A 17,386-nucleotide genomic window follows, 5' to 3' on the forward strand; every position below is an offset into this window, starting at 1 on the left:
AACAGTATGAATTGCCGTCGGTTCTTCTCATTCTCGGTGTTTTGTCTCTCAATACCCATCTGATGGTAGTCTTGGAAGATAGCAGACACAATTAACGTACACAACAAATCCATCCTTCGAGGTTGTGGCTCAGCAAATAATGTAAATTAACTAAACAATAGTGGATCTTCCTCACTTCGCGATAGACGGGCTATCGCAGCCGATAATGGCTACTTGTCGGGCATCCACGCTGGCCGGGCCACCTTCGCATTTCCGAACTCAGAAACATCGTATATTGTCTGTCGGGTGAACTCGTCGTTTCCTCTTGTGATATTGTATTCTGCGATGTACCCATCCTCGGTAACGACTATGTGTCCGGTTGCGGTATTGGATGGGACTGAGTCAGGTTTCCTGATGCCAGTTACGGTGTATCTGACAGCTGTCGTCTCCTCAACGGAGATAGTCTCAGTTGCGTTTATTTCGAGATCCAACAGGGGCCGTCGAACTCCCTCGTGGGAGGCGATACGGTTTGGTTCCCAATCCTCGTCGGGACGCTGGTCCAGTTCGCCTGTCGTCCGATCATACTCGTATACACCGTTAGCGCTGTAGTATACGTGTGTGTCAGTCCCGAATTGCGTGTCAACAAACCTCATTGCAGCGGTACCAGCATCGGCATCAAACATTCGCACTACCGTGCGATTATAGTCTCCCTGGATGATAGCCAGTCGACTTTTTCTGGAGACATTTTCCACAGTCTCATCGTGCGTACGCAGTGCAACAGCGATATCTGTAATCCCTGTTTGAGACCATCCTGACGGGTACGAGAAATTCTCTACTGTCGGTTGAGCAGTCGGTGTCTGTTGGTCTGTGACAGGTAGGGCCGAGCAGCCGGCCAGCAACAGGGCAACGGCCAGTAGTACAGCGTGGCGGGTAACTCGTGGGCGGGCAACCATATCACCAGAATAATTTTCAGTGTTTAAGATGGTTGTGACAACGCTGTTTCAGAGCAAGAGTTGTATGACACTCTGTAAAAGGGGTAACCCACTTTGCGTGCTGGGAACCGTCTAGAACTCCGTTCCCTTCCGCGCGCCCTGTCCGGCGTCGATGGGGTGTTTCTCCTTGCTGACCTCCGTAATGAGGTCCGCGTGGTCGGTCAGGAACTCTGGTCGCTCGTGGCCGCCCGTGAGCACGAGTTCGAGGTCGTCGGGCTTGGACTCGATAAGCCCGAGTACGTCCTCGGGGTCGACGAGGCCGCGATTCGCGGCGTAGAGAATCTCGTCGAGAACGAGCATGTTGACGCCGTCTTCCGGTGGGCCGTCGGCGTCCTGCGGCGTCGAGAGGTCGGCGTCGGCGCTGGCCTGCATGATCTCCCGAGCGCGGTCGAGTGCCCCTTTCGCGCGGGCCTCGTGCTCGTCGTCCTCGCTGCCGTCGAGGAAGCCGTGCCAGCCGTAGTGGCCCGCGTTCTCGTATGAGAAGCCGGGTAGGGCAGCGATAGCGTTGTACTCCCCGCGCACGTCCTCGACGGTGCTGGTCCCGCCTTTCATGAACTGCAGGAGGTGGACGCGGTAGCCGTGGCCGACGGCGCGGGTCGCCATCCCCAGCGCCGCCGTCGTTTTGCCCTTGCCGTCGCCCCACCAGACCTGGACCAGCCCGAACTCCTCGGGCGCGCTCGGACTGATGGGCTCGGCGGTCGGTCCGGCCGTGTTGTCGCTCATGTCCGTCTGTTCGACCGGATTCTGTTTAGCCGTTTGGACTTCGTGAGCGTCGCGGGATACACTGCCCTCTCACGGCTCGAAAACTTCGGCATCTCGGTCGGTGACGACGCCGTATGCCGCATCCTCGACGGTCGACAGGTCGTCGTAGCGAGCAGCGAGACTCGCCCGAACAGCGTCACGCACACAGACGCGAGCGGCGGCCCCGATGTCGGTCGCGCTGCCGGCGAATGGGGCGGACACAGCGCTCGGGACACAGCCGACGATGGCGGCGTCCGAGGTAGTCCCGGGGACGCCCGCAGCGTCGAGCAAGGTTGCGGCCTTGGCTTCCACGACTGTCGCAAGCAGCGTCGCCAGCGCGCCGTCGTCCAGTGCGCGGTCGACGACGACGACGAGATTGACCGTGCCGGGACGCCAGTCGGGGCTGTCGGCCGGATTCGCGGCGATCCCGTCGAAGCCGTCCGCGTCACTCTCCGTCGGCATCGGCAACGCCGCGGGGTTCGAGAGGCCCGCGGTCGCCAGCACTGACACCGGGCCGCTGCGGGCACAGCGGGCGTGGGCCATGTCGACGCCGGTGAGCAGCGCCGGGCCGACGGGGAAGCCAGCCGCCGACAGCCGCTCGGCTCGGTAGGCGTCGAGGTCGGTCCGTTCGAACCCCTCTGGGACGGTGACGTTGTAGACTGCGTCGGCGGTTCGATAGCCGCCGTCCCACGCCGTCGAGAGCCAGTAGGCACCCTCACGGTAAACCTGGCAAACGCCATCTCGGACGGTCGTCTCAAACATCGAGCGCGTCAAGCAGCCGGGCGTTTTCTTCGGAGGCTCTGACGGCGACGCGGATGTGTGCGTCCAGCCCGCGGAACGTCCGGGCGTCCCGGAGCGCGATACCGGCCTCGCGGGCGGTCGCCAGAATGTCATCGACGGACTCGCTGTCGCTGACCGACAGTAGGAGAAACGGCGCATCGGAGCGGAACACGTCGAACCGCCCCGAGAGCCGCTCCCGCATGCGTGCTCGCTCGTCGGCGACGCGGGCCTTCGTCTCCGCGACGAACTCGCGTTGCCCGTAGCAGTGTGCGCCCACCGCGGCTGCAGCGGTGCTCATCGACCAGGCGCGGCGTGCGGTGGCGAGGCGGTCCCTGGCTGCGCCCGCGCCGACAGCATAGCCCATTCGGATGCCGGGGAGGCCGAACAGCTTCGTCAGCGACCGTGCGACGATGACGCCCTCATGGCCCGCCAGCGACCGCTCGTCGGTGAAGCCGAGAAAGGCCTCGTCGACCAGCAGCGTCGTCCCAGCCGCGAGACAGTCGTCGGCGAAGGCCCGGAGCGCTGACGGGTCAGCGGCCTCGCCGGTCGGGTTGTTCGGATTGCAGATGATAGCGAGCGCGTGGTCGGACGGGTCGGCGGTCAGCAGTTCGTCGTGTGGGACGAACTCCGGCACCCCGCCCTGCAGCCGGACTTCGCGGGCGTACTCGCCGAAACTGGGGTAGGGGACGAGGACGCTGTCGCCGGCCCGGACCGTCGTCTGGATCGCCAGGCGAATCGCTTCGAGACCGCCGGCCGTGGGTATCACTTGCTTAGGCTCGCAGTCGACGAACGTCGCCGCGGCCGCCCGGAACTCGGGGTAGTCGTCATCCGGATACGAGCGGGCGGCGTCGAACGCCTTCCGGTACGTCTTCGCCGCGCCCGTCGGGACGCGGGGGTTCGTGTTCGCACTGAAATCCAGCAGGTCCGGGTCGTCGCTGCTGCCGTGTGGCACGCGGCCGTCCGGACCGATAGCGTCCGTGGCCCCGTCGCCGCCGCTCGCCCGCAAGCCCTCGACCGAGTCAGGGTCCATGCGCAGGTGCTACGGCGGGTGGTGTGGAGAAAGTTTCGTGGCCGGCGTTGCTTGCATGTCGTTTGGGTCCCGCTCACTCCGCGGCGTCGACGCCCCGGAATTCGAACCGGGCACCGCCGCCCTCGCTCTCGGTCGTGGTGACCGTCCAGCCGTGTGCCTCGGCGATTTCCCGGACGATAGCAAGCCCGAACCCGGTTCCGGTATCCGAGGTTGAGTAGCCGCTTCGGAAGACCGATTCGCGCTCGTCTTCGGGGATACCGGTCCCATCGTCCGCAAAGTAGAAGCCCGAACCGTCGTCAAGGGTCCTGACGGTCACCATGAGGTCCGTGTCGCTCGTAGTAGCCTGTGGCCGGCCGGACTGGGTCTGTCCGCTGTCGGCGGACAGCACGTCCTCCGCCTGTGGCTCCGATGCCGTGGCCGAGGACCCGTGTTCCACGGCGTTCCGGATGAGGTTCTCGAACAACTGCTGGAGGCGGGTCGGGTCGGCCATGATTGACCCCGAAACGTCGGTTTCGAGCGTTGTTTCGCCGGTCTGGACGCTCCGCCAGGCCTGTTCGATTGCGTTTTCGATGGCGACCGGTCGTATCTCGGTAACCCTCTCGCCCTGTCGGGCCAGCGTCAGGAGGTCGTCGATGAGCTCCTGCATGCGGTCGAGCGACCGCTCGATGACCGACAGATGCTCCTCCGACGGGTCTGCCTTGGCGAGTCGCACCTGCCCCATCGCAACATCGAGTGGGTTCCGGAGGTCGTGTGAGACGATGCTGGCGAACTCATCGAGGCGCTCTTTCTGGCGCTCGATGTCGGCTTTGTACTCGGCGCGCTCGGTGATATCGGTGGCGACGCCACAGATCCCCGTAACGTTCCCCTCGTCGTCGTATATCGGGTTCTTGAGCGTGAGGAAGGTCCGCAAACCGTCGGTGGTCGGGACCTCCTCCTCGCGTTCGATCGATTCCTCGGTCTCAAGTATGGTTCGGTCGTCTGCGCGAATCTGTTCGGCGATCTCCTCCGGAAACAGCTCCACGTCCGTCTTGCCGACCACGTCCGTTTCATCGTCGGCGAAGACCTCTCGGAACCGCTCGTTTGCTCGCCGGTAGTGGCCGTCGCTATCTTTGACGAACACCAGCGCAGTGGTGGTTTCGAGGATCGTCTGGAGCTGTCGGTTCGTCCTGGCGAGCGTCTCTTCGTGCTCTTTGCGGGTCGAGATATCGCGACCAATGGCGGCGATACGCACATCGCCCTCGGGCGTTTCGACTCGCTCAACGACGAACTCGTACGGGATGGTCGTCCCGTCTGCCGTCACCAGCGTCGTTTCGACGGCCGTACTCTCACCCTCGAATGCCCGTTCGATGACGGACTGGTCCGGTGTCTCCACGAGATCCCCGACCGTCATCGCTCCGAGGTCCGCTGGCGAGTACCCGGTGACGCTCACGAGCGACTCGTTCCAGCGCCTGATCTGCCTCTCGTCGTCGAAGATGACGAATACGTCATCGAGCGTGTCGAGGATGGTGTTCGTGAACTCCCGGTAGCGGCTGAGTTCCGCCTCTCGCTGTTGCAGCTCCCGGGTCGCTCGTTTCAGTGGTGTGATATCGAGTACTGCGCCGCGGAGAACGTCCGTTTCGTCGTCGGTGCCTTCCGAGACAACGCGAAGCCAGCGCTCGTTGCCCTTCCCGCTTCGGATACGGTATTCGAATGCCAGTTGCGTACCGGTTTCGAGAAGCCGTTCGATCTCTGCTTTGACCCGGTCGTGGTCGTCGGGATGGACGAAGTCGAGAATCCGTTCCGGCGTCAGCGGCTCCTGTGGTGGGATCTCAAAGATCTCGTACAGCTGGTCAGTCCACTCTATGTCGTACGGGGTCTCCGAAATGTCGATCTCCCAGCCGCCGACGTTTGCGATCCGCTGTGTCTGGCGCAGGAAGTCGGTTTTCCGTTCGAGTTCTGCCTGCTGTTCTTTCAGGTCTGTGATATCGACGATTGCACCACGAGCTTTGACGATCTCGCCGTCTCTCTCGATGGGGGCACCGATGGATCGAACCCAGCGCTGTTCGCCGTCCACCGTCTCGATACGGATCTCGATGTCGAAGGGGTCACCCGCTTCCAGTAGGCCCTCGACCGATTCCTCGACCAACTCGCGGTCCGACGGATGGGCGAACTCAAGGAGATCGTCGACCGATAACTCGACACCCGGCGACAGTCCGTAGATTCGATAGAACTCGTCGGTCGGTGTCCCCGTGTACGGCGGTCCGGTACTGATATCGAGCTCCCAGCCGCCGACGTTTGCGAGCCGCTGGACCCGCGACAGGAGGTTGCTGATCCGTTCCAGCTCCTCCTCGCGTTCGTTCCGGGCTGTCACGTCTTGGCCGGAGACGACGAGCGACACCACGTCGCCGGTGTTGTTCCTGACGGGCCGTATGAACCCGTTCATACTGCGTTCAGCAGAAGCCGTCCGGGTGTGGTCGATCTCGAAGTCGACGTACTCGCCGTTGGCGGCGCGTTCGACCCTGGCTCTCACGTCCGACTCGTCGTCGGTCGGCAGCCAGGGCACGTCCCAGAGGAATTTGCCGAGGACCGCCTCCCGCGAGCGCCCGATTGCCGTCAGTGCAGTCTCGTTTACCTTCCGAACGGTCCCGTCGGGGTCGAGGACGCCGACCTGGACCTGCGGGTCCTGGAACACCGCCTCGAACCGCCGCTCGCTCCGTCTGCGCTCCTGCTGTGCCCGACGACGTTCGACGGCGTTTCGGATGCGGTTTGCCAGAATCGTGTACTGGTCCGTGCTACTGTCTTTCTGCAGGTAGTCCGTGATGCCAGCCGAGACGGCTTCGCTGGCGACGGCCTCGTTCCCTCGGCCGGTAAAGAGGATAAAGGGGAGATCGGGATAGCGGTTCCGGACAAGGTGAAACAGCTCTAAGCCGTTCCGCTCGGGCATCTCGTAATCGCTGACGACACAGTCGATGCTGTCGTCGAGCCGGTCTAACGTGTGGTCAGGGTTTGTCTCGGTTACGACCGTCAGATCGTCGGCTATCCGTTCGAGATATTCGGCCGTCAGCTCGGCGAACCCTTGTTCGTCGTCGACGTGGAGGACAGTGATCTGATCGGCCATTACCCGACATAACGGCATCCGGGGTCATATTTGCTTGCCACAAACTACCACACACAATTGCATTTCAGCGTTATATGTCTCCGTCCAGACAGTTCACAGCCACTGCTCGGCCACACGAGCATCGGCGAGCGTGTTGACGTTGACCGCGACGCGTCGGTCCCGTGTGAGCCAGTCGTCGTCGGTGACGGACCCGACGACGTTGACGCCCGTCGGCGCGACTTCACGGGCCTCGCTTTCGAACGTTGTGTGGTCGCTCACGCCGAGGCTGCGCTTCAGCGCGGCCGGGACCAGAACCGTCAGCGATCCGTCGCTGTGCTCGGCGAGCACGCGGTCCACTATCTCCCCGTCAAGCAACGGCAGGTCGGCGGCGACGGTCAGTACCGGCCGTGAGAGCCGGCCGTCGGCGAGTGCCGCGTCGAGGTCCGCGACGTACCCTTCGCCCGGCGTCTCGATACAGTGCACGTCGAGATGTGCCCGCGTATCTGGCGTTTTCGGCGACGTTGCAGCGATAATTCGCTCGACGGCACTATCTTCGAGTGCGCCGACGACCCGGTCGACCATCGGCACGTCGTCGACCCGAAACAGTGGTTTCTCAACCTCGGTGTCCAGCCGCGTCCCGCGTCCGCCACACATCACGAGAGCGTCCATGCAAGCACCCCCCAGCGGCCCACCGGCACCGACCAGACGCCACCGAACAGCGACCACATAGCGACGGAGGCGTGGAGCGCGACGGCTCGTGTCAGCTCGTTGGCCGCGCCGAAGACATCGCCCCCGACGCCGCCCAGTTGGCGGTCCGCCCAGCGTGAGAGCCCGACGGCGATCAGCGGGCCGGTGATTACCGCGATTGCGGTCGCCGGAACGGCGACGACGGCGGCCGGAACTGCGACGGCAAGCGAGGCGACAAGCCGTCGCGGGCCGTTTCCGGCGATCACCGTCGATCCGAATCCATCGTGGCTCGGCCGTCCGATACAGGCCAGCGTCGCCATCGCGAGCTTCGCCCCGACTTCGGCGGCCAGGACCAGCGCGACGGCGATAAGCGGCCGAAGTCCAGCGACGGCCAGTGCGGCCAGCGCGAGCGCGAGAAGCACGGTCCCCAGCGCGAGGACGGCCCCGACGCCGACGGTCGTATCCCGCATCGCGTCGCGGCGCTCCGCGGGGTCGCCGTGAACGACGGCGGCGTCCCCGAGGTCGGCTAGACCGTCGGCGTGGTTGACACCGGTGACGAGGACAACGCTTCCGAGGTACGCCGCGGCGACGACCGGCGCTGGGAGCAGCCCGGCGGTGAGGAACGGGAGCGCCATGAGGCCGCCGACGACGTAGCCGGCCAGCGGGAACGCTGCCGGCGTCCCGACGAAGGCCTCCCAGGCGCGCTCGCTGTGGCCGACCGGGAGCCGCGAGAGGAAGCCAAGCGCCCCCCGAACCGCGGTCAGAACCACGCGAACACCCCCGCGCCAGCCAACAGATACGCCAGTACTCCGGCAATGCCAACCCGCGTCACGCTGCGCTGGGCCGTCGCTGCGTCGGGGAGCCGGCCCGCGGGGTTCAGGACGTACACGCCCGGCTTTTCGAGTCGAACGTCGAGCGCTGCGGCAGCCGTTCCCATCGGCCACCCGGAGTTCGGCGAGGGCACGCCGTCTAGCCAGGACCGAGCGCGGGCTACCGAGCGGGGCGACCCACAGGCGATAGCGAGCAGAAGCGCACTCACTCGTGCCGGGAGCCACATCACGGCGTCGTCGAGCCTCGCCGCAGGCGTCCCGACGCGTTTCGAGCGGTAGCCCACCATTGAGTCCATCGTGTTGACGGCCTTGACCCAGGCCGCTGCGCCGGCAGCGACGGGCAGCGGTGGAAGGCCGACACCCGCGGCGACGACCCCGCCCAGAACAAACGCGGCCAGCGACGCGACCAGACCGTCGGCGAGGTTCTCCGACGTGCTCTCGACGGCAGCGCTGCGGACTTCGCCCGCCGAGAGGTCGCTGGCGTCGCGGCCAGCGAGTGCGAGCAGCCCGTCCCGAGCGGCCGGGAGGTCAGCTTCGGTGTCGGCGATAACGCCCCGAGCGGTCGAAAGGAGACTGCGGAGGCTCGTGGTCAGGAACAGCACGAGGCCGGCGAGCGCGACAGCGGCGAGCGGTTCGAGCCTGGCGGCCAGCATCACGGCTCCGGCGACGACGGCAGCAGCGCCCAACGGCAACAGCACCGCAGCCAGCGTGCCGACCGCGAGCGGGTGGTTCCATTCGCGGTCGACGGCTCCGACGAGCCGCCCGAACCACGCGACGGGGTGGAGCCGGGTCGGTGGTTCACCGACGGCGAGTTCCAGCCCGGCGGCGACGGCCACGGCCAGCGCGCTCAGCACAGCGCTCCCTCCCGGAGTTGTTCGGCTATCGTGGGCAGCGAGTCGTCGTCCAGCAGAACCGACTGCGCGCCCGCACGGCCCGCGCCGCCGTCCGTCCGGGCGTCGTCGCCGACGTGAATGAGGCCCGAGAGCGCCACGTCGAGCGCATCAGCGGTTGTCTCGAAAATGTTCGGATGCGGCTTCCGCCAGCCACAGCCGACACTGGTGATGATAGCGTCGAACTCGTGCCCGCTCCGGGCCTCGATGTCGGACCGGGCGAGCGTCCGTTCGACCAGCCCCGGGACGCTACAGTTCGAGCAGACGGCGACTGGTCCCCGCTGTGCGGCAGCGTCCAGCGCCTCGATTGCTCCGTCGCGGACTGTTACCGGGCCGTCAAAGGCATCGAGGACGGCCTTGGCCGCCGTCGCCTCAGTGATCTCGACCCCGCGGCTGGCAAGCGCCAGCCGAACGTGCTCGTCAAGCGGCGCTTCCCGGCCGCGGTCGTACTCGCGATGGGCCGAGCGATAGGCGTCCTCCCAGTCGTCCGGTACTCGTACCGACCGGGCGGCAAGCGCCTCCGCAACGGCGTCCCACGGCGCTGCCGGTCGGTCTGTTGCGACGAGCGTCCCGAACAGATCGAACGAGAGTGCCACACCTGTGTGGTTAGTGCAAGCTCACTTGAACTGTTGGGGTGGATCGGGACTGGGGCGTCTGTGGGCGGTGGTACTGCTGTCGGGGCTTTCCGGGTGTTCGAAATCCAGCCATTCCAGACGAGCCCAGCCACAACGTGGCAGTAGCGAGAGGGCTGGCTTGCGTCATTCCAAACCGTTTATACCCAAACAGGGGTAATCCGGCGGTATGGCAAGAGAGCAGACCGAAGTTCGAGAGCTCGACGAAGGCAGCTACGTCATGATCGAAGACACGCCGTGTAAGATCAACTCTTACAGCACGGCCAAGCCGGGCAAGCACGGCAGCGCCAAGGCCCGCATCGACGCCAAGGGCGTCTTCGACGGCAAGAAGCGCTCGCTGTCCCAGCCCGTCGACGCGAAGGTCTGGGTCCCGATTGTCAACCGGAAGCAGGGCCAGGTCGTCTCCACGGACGGCAACGATGCCCAGGTCATGGACCTCGACACCTACGACACGTTCACGATGCGCGTCCCCGAGGATATTGACCTCCAGCCCGACGACGAAATCGAGTACCTGCAGTACGAAGAACAGCGCAAAATCACACGCTCGTAACGATGTTGCCCGGTGCGGGGGCCGACCGCGGGGCGGCCGACTACGCGCTTGTGGGCGCGCCACTCGACGCATCCACGTCGTTTCGCCCCGGGGCGCGCTTTGGCCCGCGCCGCGTCCGCCAGTTCGGCCAGCAGTTCGACGATTACGACCACCGCACCGGCCAGCACTTCACTGACTGTTCCGTCTACGACCACGGCGATATCGGTCCCACGGCCGATGTCGCCGAGTACCTCACCTTCCTCCAGGGCACCCTCTCGGATTTCGACAGCGAGGGGGCCGTCCCGCTCGTCGTCGGCGGCGAACACACCGTCTCCGTCGCCGGCGTGCGCGCGCTGGACCCCGACGTGTTCGTCTGTCTGGACGCACATCTGGACCTACGCGAGTCCTACGCCGGCGACGAGTACTCCCACGCGACGGTGACTCACCACGCGCTCTCGGTGGCCGACGAAGCGATTGTGCTGGGTGCACGCACCGGCTCGGAGGCCGAATGGGACCGAGCGAGCGACGACGACGTGACCGTGGTTCCGCCCGAGGACGTAGCCGACTGGACACCTGACTTCGACGACGAGCGGGTGTATCTCTCCGTCGACATTGACGCCGCCGACCCCGGGTTCGCGCCGGGAACCGGGACGCCGGAGCCGTTCGGCCTCGCTCCGCGGGAGCTACACGATGTGGTCCGGGCCGTCGCACCGCATGCAGTGGGGTTCGACACCGTGGAGGTCAACGACCGCGACGACGGCCAGGCAGCGACGCTGGCCGCCAAACTCCTTCGGGCGTTCGTGTTCGCCCACGCCGCTGCCGAGTAACCTTTCTTTGGCTCACATCGGAGCCGCGGTATACTGATACGTTCGGGACCAGACAGTCCCCGTATGAGTGCTGGTACCACGGTTCCCGAGGACCGCGCGCTGTCGCCCGATGACTGGTCCCATCCAGCGGAGCGACGCTACGCGGACGCACAGGCCCGTCTCGCCGACCACTACGATCTCACCGTGGAGTCCCGTGTAACCGAGACAGACGCGGCGGGCCGGGTTCACTATTTAGTCGGCGGGGACTCGGACGGCGACTCCGTGCTACTCCTTCACGGGGTCGGGACGCCGGCGGCGACGTGGCTCCCCCTGTTTCCGGCCCTCACTGACGAGTACCGCGTGTTCGCCCCTGACCGACCCGGACTCGGGCTCTCGGCCGCTCCGAGCTACCGCGACCGGGACCTGCGCTCGTTTCTGGTCGCGTACCTGTTAGACTTCCTAGACGATCTTGCGATTGAGCGGCCCCACGTGGTCGGCAACTCTCACGGCGGCCTCCAGTCGTTCCTGCTCGCACTCGACCATGACCGCGTGGACCGACTGCAACTGGTCGGCGCGCCGGGGGGAGTCTCCCGGGACCTCCCGTTGTTGTTCCGTCTCATGACGGTCCGCGGCCTTAATCGGGCGTTGCTGTGGCTCCTCAACCGCGGCGACCCCGTCCAGAACGCGAAGCAGTCGATGCAGCGGGTCAACGTTGTCGATGCCGCGGCGATACCGGACGCCTTCTACGAACTGCTCGCCGCCGGACAGGACCTGCCTGGACGACGGGTAAGCCAGCGGTCGCTGGCGACCGCACAGGGGTCGTACGGCCGCGCCCATCCGCTGTTTGACATCCGGAACGAAATCGTGCATATCGACCGACCGACGCAGTTCGTCTGGGGCACCGAGGACACCTTCTGGCCGCCCGACGTTGGTCGTCCCGTCGCCGAGAAGATGCCCGACGCCGCGTTCCACGAACTCCCCGGACACGGTCACACGCCGTGGCTGGAACCGGGTGACGACGCCGCCGAACGGGTCCGGGCGTTCCTCGATGGGTGAGTGTATGCAATAGACTACAATGCAAACACGAGCGAAACGCGGCTCCGCTTGGACCGTCGCTCCGGGCCACTACCCCAGTGACTGGGGATTGAGTGAGCCAGGTGGCCTTTTATTAAACGGGGTATCTTTCTTGCGGGCATGGACCAGCTATCGTCGTGTTACTTCTGCGGTGGCGCGCTCGATGTCTCGCTTTCCGAGTATCCGATCATTCCGAAATCACTGGACCCGGAAGCGGAAAAGCAGGGGACCGTCGTGCTCTGTTCGACCTGCCGGGAGAAGCTCGCAACCATCGTCGAACCGGCCGTCGAGGCGGCGAAGGCCGACGCCCGCGAGACGGCGGCGACGGCTGCCGATGCTGGAGCCGCGGAGCCGGCGGGCCTGCCTGACGATTCCGAGACGCCGACGGGCGAGGACCCGACGGCAACAGACAGCGTGGTCGAGCCGGCCGACGACGGCTCGCTGCTGGGCGACGATAGCGCGAGCGCAGCGGACCAGAAACCGTCCGACCGGGCAGCGGAGACGGCGGACTCGACAGCGGAACCCGATGCGACGGAACCGACCGAGGAAAACGCCGCCGCGGCTGAGACAGAGACAGAAGGTGGCGACACCGATAGCACCGGGAATGGAGACGGACGCGCCGACGGCCCCTCGCTGACGAAACTGGAGTACAACAAGGTGATGCGTCTGCTTCAGAACCGCGAGATGCCCGTCGACCGCGCGGAGATCCGCGAGGTCGCGGTCAACGCCTACGACATCGACGGGGAGCAGTTCGACGCTATCATCGACGCCGCTGTGGACCGGGACCTCATTGGCCAGGAAAACGGCCAGTTGGTCGAAGCGGACGGGTAGAGAAAAGCATACCACGGCCCCTCTCGAAGCCCGCGCTATGAACGCAGGAGACATCGCGACGCGGCTCGACGACCGACTCGACATCGAGGCCTACGCCGACATCGACGCCAGCCCGAACGGCCTGCAGGTCGGACCGGCGAGCCAGCCGGTCGAGCACGTCGCCTTCGCGGTGGACGCGGCCGTCGAGACCATCGACCGCGCCGCCGAGGCGGGCGCGGACCTGCTCGTGACCCACCACGGCATCGTCTGGGGCGGGATGGAGCGCGTAACCGGAACCAACTACCGCCGGGTCGCGCCGCTCATCAACGACGACCTCGCACTGTACGTCGCCCACCTCCCGCTGGACGGCCACCAGTCGCTTGGCAACGCCGCCGGCGTCGCGGACCTGCTGGACCTCGACAACCGCGCCCCGTTCGGGTCGATGGGTGGCGAGCACATCGGCCAGCGCGGAACCCTCGCAGAACCTCAGACGGTCTCCGAACTCACTGATGCCCTCGAAGGACGTTTAGATACTGGCGGGCAATCCATCCAGGTGCTTGATTTCGGTCCATCGACTATCGAGAACGTCGCCATCGTCACCGGCAGCGGCGTCGACTGGCTGCAGGAGGCAGTCGAGAAAGACGCCGATGTACTCATTACCGGCGAGGGGAAACAGCAGGCCTTCCACGAGGCGCGCGAGGCGGGGATTCGCGTCGTCCTCGCCGGCCACTACGCGACGGAGACGTTCGGCGTCCAGTCGCTGCAGTCCGTCGTCAATGACTGGGGACTCCAGACGACCTACATCGACTGTCCGACCGGCCTCTGAGGCGATGACAGACGCAGCTTCCTACGAAGGTATCACTTCGGACGCGGACCTCGTCGACTGGTCGCGGCAGTACTGTCGCGGGGTCCGCCGCGAGTGGGGCGTCTCGGTTCGGTTCGACCTCGTCGACTGGGAGGTGTCCCACCGCGCCAAGCGCCGGGCCGCTGCGGTCAAGCGACCGAAACTGGCCGACGCCACTGTTGGAACGCGGTACGACTGGGATAGCATCGACGGGAGCGACGGCCGGCCGCTGCCCTGTACGGTGTCGCTGACCTGGGACGCGTTCTCGGCCTTCGACCGCGAGGAGTGGGCGTCGACGCTGCGCCATGAACTCATTCACGTCGAGCAGTACCAGCGCGACGGGACGACCGACCACGGGCGAGCCTTCCGGCAGCGGGCCGACCAGCTCGACACCGACGTGCACTGTCCGGCCTTCTCCGAACCGAAACACGTGCTCACCTGCGAAGCCTGTGGCGGCCTCGTCGCCCGCCGCTACCAGGACTGCAAACTCGTCGAGCAACGCGAGCAGTATCGGTCGGACTGCTGTGGGGCGGCACTGGAACTGGCCTGAAGCAGCGTCCGTCGGAAGCAAGGGGTTTAGCGGCATCTATACTGACGATATCTGCCACCGATTCATACGCAGGCCCGCCGGGTTGCTCTCGCCCGAACGCACCACTGTGCAGGGGATGAATGTGGCCACCCGTTATCAGGCATTGTCGCCACACGCCACCATGGTAATAATTAACACGAACTGGGGAGATAGTACAAGATGGCGCTCCCGATAGGAGCAACTCGGAGCGCCGGAGGCGAGGTACGACGATGTCTACAACCGATACCACGAACACCGACACAGTCAGGCGATACCTGCACGCGTTCAACGAGCGAGACCTGGAGACACTGGACGAGATTCTGGCCGACGACGTGGTCGAGCACGGTATTCACGAGACACTCCACGGCCCCGAGGCAGTCATCGAGTTCCTCGAATCGCACTTCGAACGGTTCCCGGATTACAGCGGCACGACACACGCGATGATCGCAGAGGGCGATACGGTCGCCGTTCGCTACTCCGCGATGGGGACACACAAAGGCGCGTTCCTCGATGTCGAGCCGACCGGGCACGAGGTCGAGTGGTCCGGGATGGCGATGTACCGGCTGGTGGATGACGAGATTACTGAAGTGTGGGTCGAGGAGGACCGGCTCGGCCTCCTCGAACAGTTAGAGGCTGTCGACCCGCCCGCTCACCTCAGAATCTGACCCAGCGGCGGGTGGGGCGGAAACCGCCCCGCGCCACGAGCGTTCCGGCGATGCGTTTCACCGTGGCGATACCACTCGAAGCAACCGTCGCAGACACCTCGTCGAAGGGCCGCAGTGTGCATGCTTCTCGGTTCTGTGCAGAACGAAGCCCCCGTTCCCGTTGTCCTGTGCGATGTCGGAACCGAGCATGACCTCCGAGAGAACTGAACCACGACGTTGAAACGCGCCCGCGCTCGATTGCACAGCAATGAGCGACCACACTGACGAGCGGGAGACGTTCCATCACGACCCCATCGGGCACGCGGAGGCGCGGGCCGGCATGACGGTCGGCGAACTGGCCGACAGCTACGGACAGGCCGGCATCGGCGCGAGCGACATCCACGAGGCCGTCGACATCTACAGCGAGATGCTCGCCGACGATGTGACGACTTTCTTCGGCCTCGCCGGCGCGATGGTCCCGACCGGGATGCGCGCTATCGTCAGCGAACTCATCCGCGACGGCCACATCGACGTGCTGGTCACGACAGGGGCGAACTGCACCCACGACAGCATCGAGGCCATCGGCGGCAAGCACCACCACGGCGAGGTCACCCCTGAGGGCCGGACCGAGCGCGAACACGACGAGACGCTCCGTGACGAGGGCGTCGACCGTATCTACAACGTCTATCTCCCACAGGAGCATTTCGCCCTGTTCGAGAACCACCTCCGCGACGAAGTGTTCTCGACGCTGGAAGACGAGGGCGCGGTCTCGATTCAGCGCATGACCGAGGAACTGGGCCGGGCCAACAGCGAGGTCAACGAACGCGAGGCCGTGCCCGAAGACGCCGGTGTGCTGGCGGCGGCCTACGAGAACGACGTGCCGGTGTACTGCCCAGCGTTCCAGGACTCGGTACTGGGGCTGCAGGCGTGGATGTACTCCCAGACCAGTGAGTTCACCGTCGACGCGCTGGCGGACATGACCCAGATTACGGACATCGCCTACGAGGCCGACAGCGCCGGCGCGATGGTCGTCGGCGGCGGCGTCCCGAAGAACTATGTCCTCCAGACGATGCTGGTCTCGCCGGACGCCTACGACTACGCCGTCCAGTTGACGATGGACCCCTCGAACACCGGCGGCCTCTCCGGGGCGACCTTAGATGAGGCCCGCTCGTGGGGCAAACTGGAAAAAGACGCCCGAAACGTCTCGGTGTACGCCGACGCGACGATTACGCTCCCGCTCGTCGTGGCCGCGGCCCGCGAGCGAATCGGCGAATAAGCCTGAATTCTCTGGTATGTACAGCTACAGACCTGAATACTGTCGCTCACGGCTATCGAGGCGAACATATCACTCATATAAACGGTCTTTCACGACCGGTCGGCAGCCGTACCTGCCATGTCACAGTACATCGGTCGACGGACGTTCGTTGAAGGGACCGCAGCGACACTGGCCGGCGCGGGACTCGTGGGCGGTGCAACGGCCCAGGAATCCGACAATGAATCGGACGACGACGGATCAGACGAAAGTGAATCAGACGACACCGAGGGCGAGGAGATGCCCGACGACACGACGCTGATCGCCCACCGCGGGTTCGCGGGCGTCTACCCGGAGAACACGCAACTGGCCGTCGAGGCCTCGTCGTTCGGTGGCCCGGGAACAGAGACGGCCCACCGGCGCGCCGACATGATCGAGGTCGATGTCGTGCCGACAGCCGACGGGACGCTCGTTACTTTCCACGACAACGGCTTGGCCGAACGCGACGGCGGCGAGCGCGGCCTGACCGACACCGAGGGACTCATCTTCGAGACCGACACTGACACCGTCACGAGCGCAAAGGTCCTCGGCACCGAGGAAACAGTCCCGACGCTCGAAACGGTCATGGACTCGATTCCGCCGAGCGTCGCGGTCAATCTGGAGTTCAAGAATCCCGGCAGCGAGGACCTCTACTTCGCCGAGTCGCTGTCGGACCAGACGCTGTCGACGCAGCGAGAACTGTGGCGGCCCTACACCGAGCGCGCGCTGGACCTCGCTGGCGAGTACGACAACGACATCCTCGTCTCGTCGTTCTACGAGGCCGCGCTGGCGACCGTCCGGGACTACGACGACTCGGTCCCTATCGCCTTCCTCTTCTGGGACAGCATCGAGGAGGGGCTGGAAGTCACCCGCCGCTACGACTGCGAAGCGATGAACGTCCCCTGGAACACGATTCAGGGAACGCCCTTCTTCAACGACGACGGCTACATCGAGTCCGACCTGAGCGACATCGACCTCGTCGAGGTCGCCGACGACGAGGACCGGGAACTGAACACCTGGACGGTCAGCACGTGGTATCAGGCTCAGGAACTGGTCCGGGCCGGCGTCGACGGGCTCATCTCCGACTACCCGACCGTGCTCTCGTTCCAGGACTGACGGCGGAACTCGGTTTCGTTGTTCTTTCTTCAAAGAACCAGAAAGCCCCTGCCGTATCGGCTCCCGC

Annotated in this window: 18 protein-coding genes; 9 read left to right on the forward strand and 9 right to left on the reverse strand. The window is 65.2% G+C overall.

What is annotated here, in order from left to right; translation table 11 throughout:
* Positions 1-209: 209 nt before the first annotated feature.
* The 9 genes from Harman_RS11490 to Harman_RS11530 form a co-directional block, all read right to left on the reverse strand.
* On the reverse strand, positions 210-662 hold the full coding sequence (locus Harman_RS11490; RefSeq protein WP_235007195.1) for a hypothetical protein: 453 nt from the start codon (positions 660-662) through the stop codon (positions 210-212).
* Between the two features lie 381 nt (positions 663-1,043).
* Positions 1,044-1,694, reverse strand: a complete 651-nt coding sequence (locus tag Harman_RS11495) for a cob(I)yrinic acid a,c-diamide adenosyltransferase (protein WP_137683938.1) — start codon at positions 1,692-1,694, stop codon at positions 1,044-1,046.
* 69 nt (positions 1,695-1,763) lie between these two features.
* Complete coding sequence (locus Harman_RS11500) at positions 1,764-2,474, reverse strand: adenosylcobinamide amidohydrolase (protein ID WP_137683939.1); 711 nt, start codon at positions 2,472-2,474, stop codon at positions 1,764-1,766.
* The gene (locus tag Harman_RS11505) at positions 2,467-3,522 is read right to left on the reverse strand and encodes a threonine-phosphate decarboxylase (RefSeq protein ID WP_137683940.1); all 1,056 of its coding nucleotides are present in this window, start codon (positions 3,520-3,522) and stop codon (positions 2,467-2,469) included. The genes Harman_RS11500 and Harman_RS11505 overlap by 8 nt, the downstream gene beginning before the upstream one ends.
* A gap of 73 nt (positions 3,523-3,595) precedes the next feature.
* A complete protein-coding gene (locus Harman_RS11510) occupies positions 3,596-6,619 on the reverse strand; it encodes a PAS domain S-box protein (protein WP_160140682.1) in 3,024 nt (1,007 codons plus the stop codon).
* Positions 6,620-6,712: 93 nt separating this feature from the next.
* Positions 6,713-7,252 carry an NTP transferase domain-containing protein gene (locus Harman_RS11515; RefSeq protein WP_200830886.1) on the reverse strand — a complete coding sequence of 180 codons (540 nt, stop codon included), beginning with the start codon at positions 7,250-7,252 and terminating at the stop codon, positions 6,713-6,715.
* Positions 7,252-8,055, reverse strand: a complete 804-nt coding sequence (gene cobS / locus Harman_RS11520; protein WP_137683943.1) for an adenosylcobinamide-GDP ribazoletransferase — start codon at positions 8,053-8,055, stop codon at positions 7,252-7,254. The genes Harman_RS11515 and cobS overlap by 1 nt, the downstream gene beginning before the upstream one ends.
* Positions 8,046-8,969: an adenosylcobinamide-phosphate synthase CbiB gene (gene cbiB / locus Harman_RS11525; RefSeq protein ID WP_137683944.1), complete on the reverse strand. Its 924-nt coding sequence runs from the start codon at positions 8,967-8,969 to the stop codon at positions 8,046-8,048. Before cbiB ends, cobS begins: the two co-directional genes overlap by 10 nt.
* Positions 8,963-9,601: an HAD family hydrolase gene (locus Harman_RS11530; RefSeq protein ID WP_137683945.1), complete on the reverse strand. Its 639-nt coding sequence runs from the start codon at positions 9,599-9,601 to the stop codon at positions 8,963-8,965. Before Harman_RS11530 ends, cbiB begins: the two co-directional genes overlap by 7 nt.
* Positions 9,602-9,806: 205 nt before the next feature.
* Between Harman_RS11530 and Harman_RS11535 the strand changes: the two genes are divergently transcribed.
* The 9 genes from Harman_RS11535 (at position 9,807) to Harman_RS11575 (ending at position 17,319) form a co-directional block, all read left to right on the forward strand.
* Positions 9,807-10,187, forward strand: a complete 381-nt coding sequence (locus tag Harman_RS11535) for a translation initiation factor IF-5A (RefSeq protein ID WP_004515075.1) — start codon at positions 9,807-9,809, stop codon at positions 10,185-10,187.
* Positions 10,188-10,189: 2 nt separating this feature from the next.
* On the forward strand, positions 10,190-10,993 hold the full coding sequence (speB, locus tag Harman_RS11540) for an agmatinase (RefSeq protein WP_137683946.1): 804 nt from the start codon (positions 10,190-10,192) through the stop codon (positions 10,991-10,993).
* Positions 10,994-11,056: 63 nt separating this feature from the next.
* Positions 11,057-12,028 (forward strand): alpha/beta fold hydrolase, encoded by a 972-nt coding sequence (locus Harman_RS11545; RefSeq protein ID WP_137683947.1) that lies wholly within the window; start codon positions 11,057-11,059, stop codon positions 12,026-12,028.
* A 138-nt stretch (positions 12,029-12,166) separates the two neighbouring features.
* Complete coding sequence (locus Harman_RS11550; RefSeq protein WP_137683948.1) at positions 12,167-12,877, forward strand: hypothetical protein; 711 nt, start codon at positions 12,167-12,169, stop codon at positions 12,875-12,877.
* Positions 12,878-12,914: 37 nt separating this feature from the next.
* Positions 12,915-13,682 carry a Nif3-like dinuclear metal center hexameric protein gene (locus Harman_RS11555; protein WP_137683949.1) on the forward strand — a complete coding sequence of 256 codons (768 nt, stop codon included), beginning with the start codon at positions 12,915-12,917 and terminating at the stop codon, positions 13,680-13,682.
* A 4-nt stretch (positions 13,683-13,686) separates the two neighbouring features.
* A complete protein-coding gene (locus Harman_RS11560; RefSeq protein WP_137683950.1) occupies positions 13,687-14,250 on the forward strand; it encodes a SprT-like domain-containing protein in 564 nt (187 codons plus the stop codon).
* A 248-nt stretch (positions 14,251-14,498) separates the two neighbouring features.
* Positions 14,499-14,933, forward strand: coding sequence for an ester cyclase (locus Harman_RS11565; RefSeq protein ID WP_137683951.1), 435 nt, complete (start codon positions 14,499-14,501; stop codon positions 14,931-14,933).
* Positions 14,934-15,180: 247 nt separating this feature from the next.
* Complete coding sequence (locus Harman_RS11570; protein WP_137683952.1) at positions 15,181-16,188, forward strand: deoxyhypusine synthase; 1,008 nt, start codon at positions 15,181-15,183, stop codon at positions 16,186-16,188.
* A 117-nt stretch (positions 16,189-16,305) separates the two neighbouring features.
* Complete coding sequence (locus Harman_RS11575) at positions 16,306-17,319, forward strand: glycerophosphodiester phosphodiesterase (protein WP_137683953.1); 1,014 nt, start codon at positions 16,306-16,308, stop codon at positions 17,317-17,319.
* The last annotated feature ends 67 nt before the right edge of the window (positions 17,320-17,386 follow it).

The sequence above is a fragment of the Haloarcula mannanilytica genome, from assembly GCF_005406125.1.
Lineage (GTDB): Archaea > Halobacteriota > Halobacteria > Halobacteriales > Haloarculaceae > Haloarcula > Haloarcula mannanilytica.

What these genes read in the sequence shown, in the direction of transcription:
- Harman_RS11490 (WP_235007195.1), bottom strand. Translation starts at nt 662, where the DNA reads ATGTTTGATGCCGATGCTGGTACCGCTGCAATGAGGTTTGTTGACACG.
- Harman_RS11495 (WP_137683938.1), bottom strand. Translation starts at nt 1,694, where the DNA reads ATGAGCGACAACACGGCCGGACCGACCGCCGAGCCCATCAGTCCGAGC.
- Harman_RS11500 (WP_137683939.1), bottom strand. Translation starts at nt 2,474, where the DNA reads ATGTTTGAGACGACCGTCCGAGATGGCGTTTGCCAGGTTTACCGTGAG.
- Harman_RS11505 (WP_137683940.1), bottom strand. Translation starts at nt 3,522, where the DNA reads ATGGACCCTGACTCGGTCGAGGGCTTGCGGGCGAGCGGCGGCGACGGG.
- Harman_RS11510 (WP_160140682.1), bottom strand. Translation starts at nt 6,619, where the DNA reads ATGGCCGATCAGATCACTGTCCTCCACGTCGACGACGAACAAGGGTTC.
- Harman_RS11515 (WP_200830886.1), bottom strand. Translation starts at nt 7,252, where the DNA reads ATGTGTGGCGGACGCGGGACGCGGCTGGACACCGAGGTTGAGAAACCA.
- Harman_RS11535 (WP_004515075.1), top strand. Translation starts at nt 9,807, where the DNA reads ATGGCAAGAGAGCAGACCGAAGTTCGAGAGCTCGACGAAGGCAGCTAC.
- speB (WP_137683946.1), top strand. Translation starts at nt 10,190, where the DNA reads ATGTTGCCCGGTGCGGGGGCCGACCGCGGGGCGGCCGACTACGCGCTT.
- Harman_RS11545 (WP_137683947.1), top strand. Translation starts at nt 11,057, where the DNA reads ATGAGTGCTGGTACCACGGTTCCCGAGGACCGCGCGCTGTCGCCCGAT.
- Harman_RS11550 (WP_137683948.1), top strand. Translation starts at nt 12,167, where the DNA reads ATGGACCAGCTATCGTCGTGTTACTTCTGCGGTGGCGCGCTCGATGTC.
- Harman_RS11555 (WP_137683949.1), top strand. Translation starts at nt 12,915, where the DNA reads ATGAACGCAGGAGACATCGCGACGCGGCTCGACGACCGACTCGACATC.
- Harman_RS11560 (WP_137683950.1), top strand. Translation starts at nt 13,687, where the DNA reads ATGACAGACGCAGCTTCCTACGAAGGTATCACTTCGGACGCGGACCTC.
- Harman_RS11565 (WP_137683951.1), top strand. Translation starts at nt 14,499, where the DNA reads ATGTCTACAACCGATACCACGAACACCGACACAGTCAGGCGATACCTG.
- Harman_RS11570 (WP_137683952.1), top strand. Translation starts at nt 15,181, where the DNA reads ATGAGCGACCACACTGACGAGCGGGAGACGTTCCATCACGACCCCATC.
- Harman_RS11575 (WP_137683953.1), top strand. Translation starts at nt 16,306, where the DNA reads ATGTCACAGTACATCGGTCGACGGACGTTCGTTGAAGGGACCGCAGCG.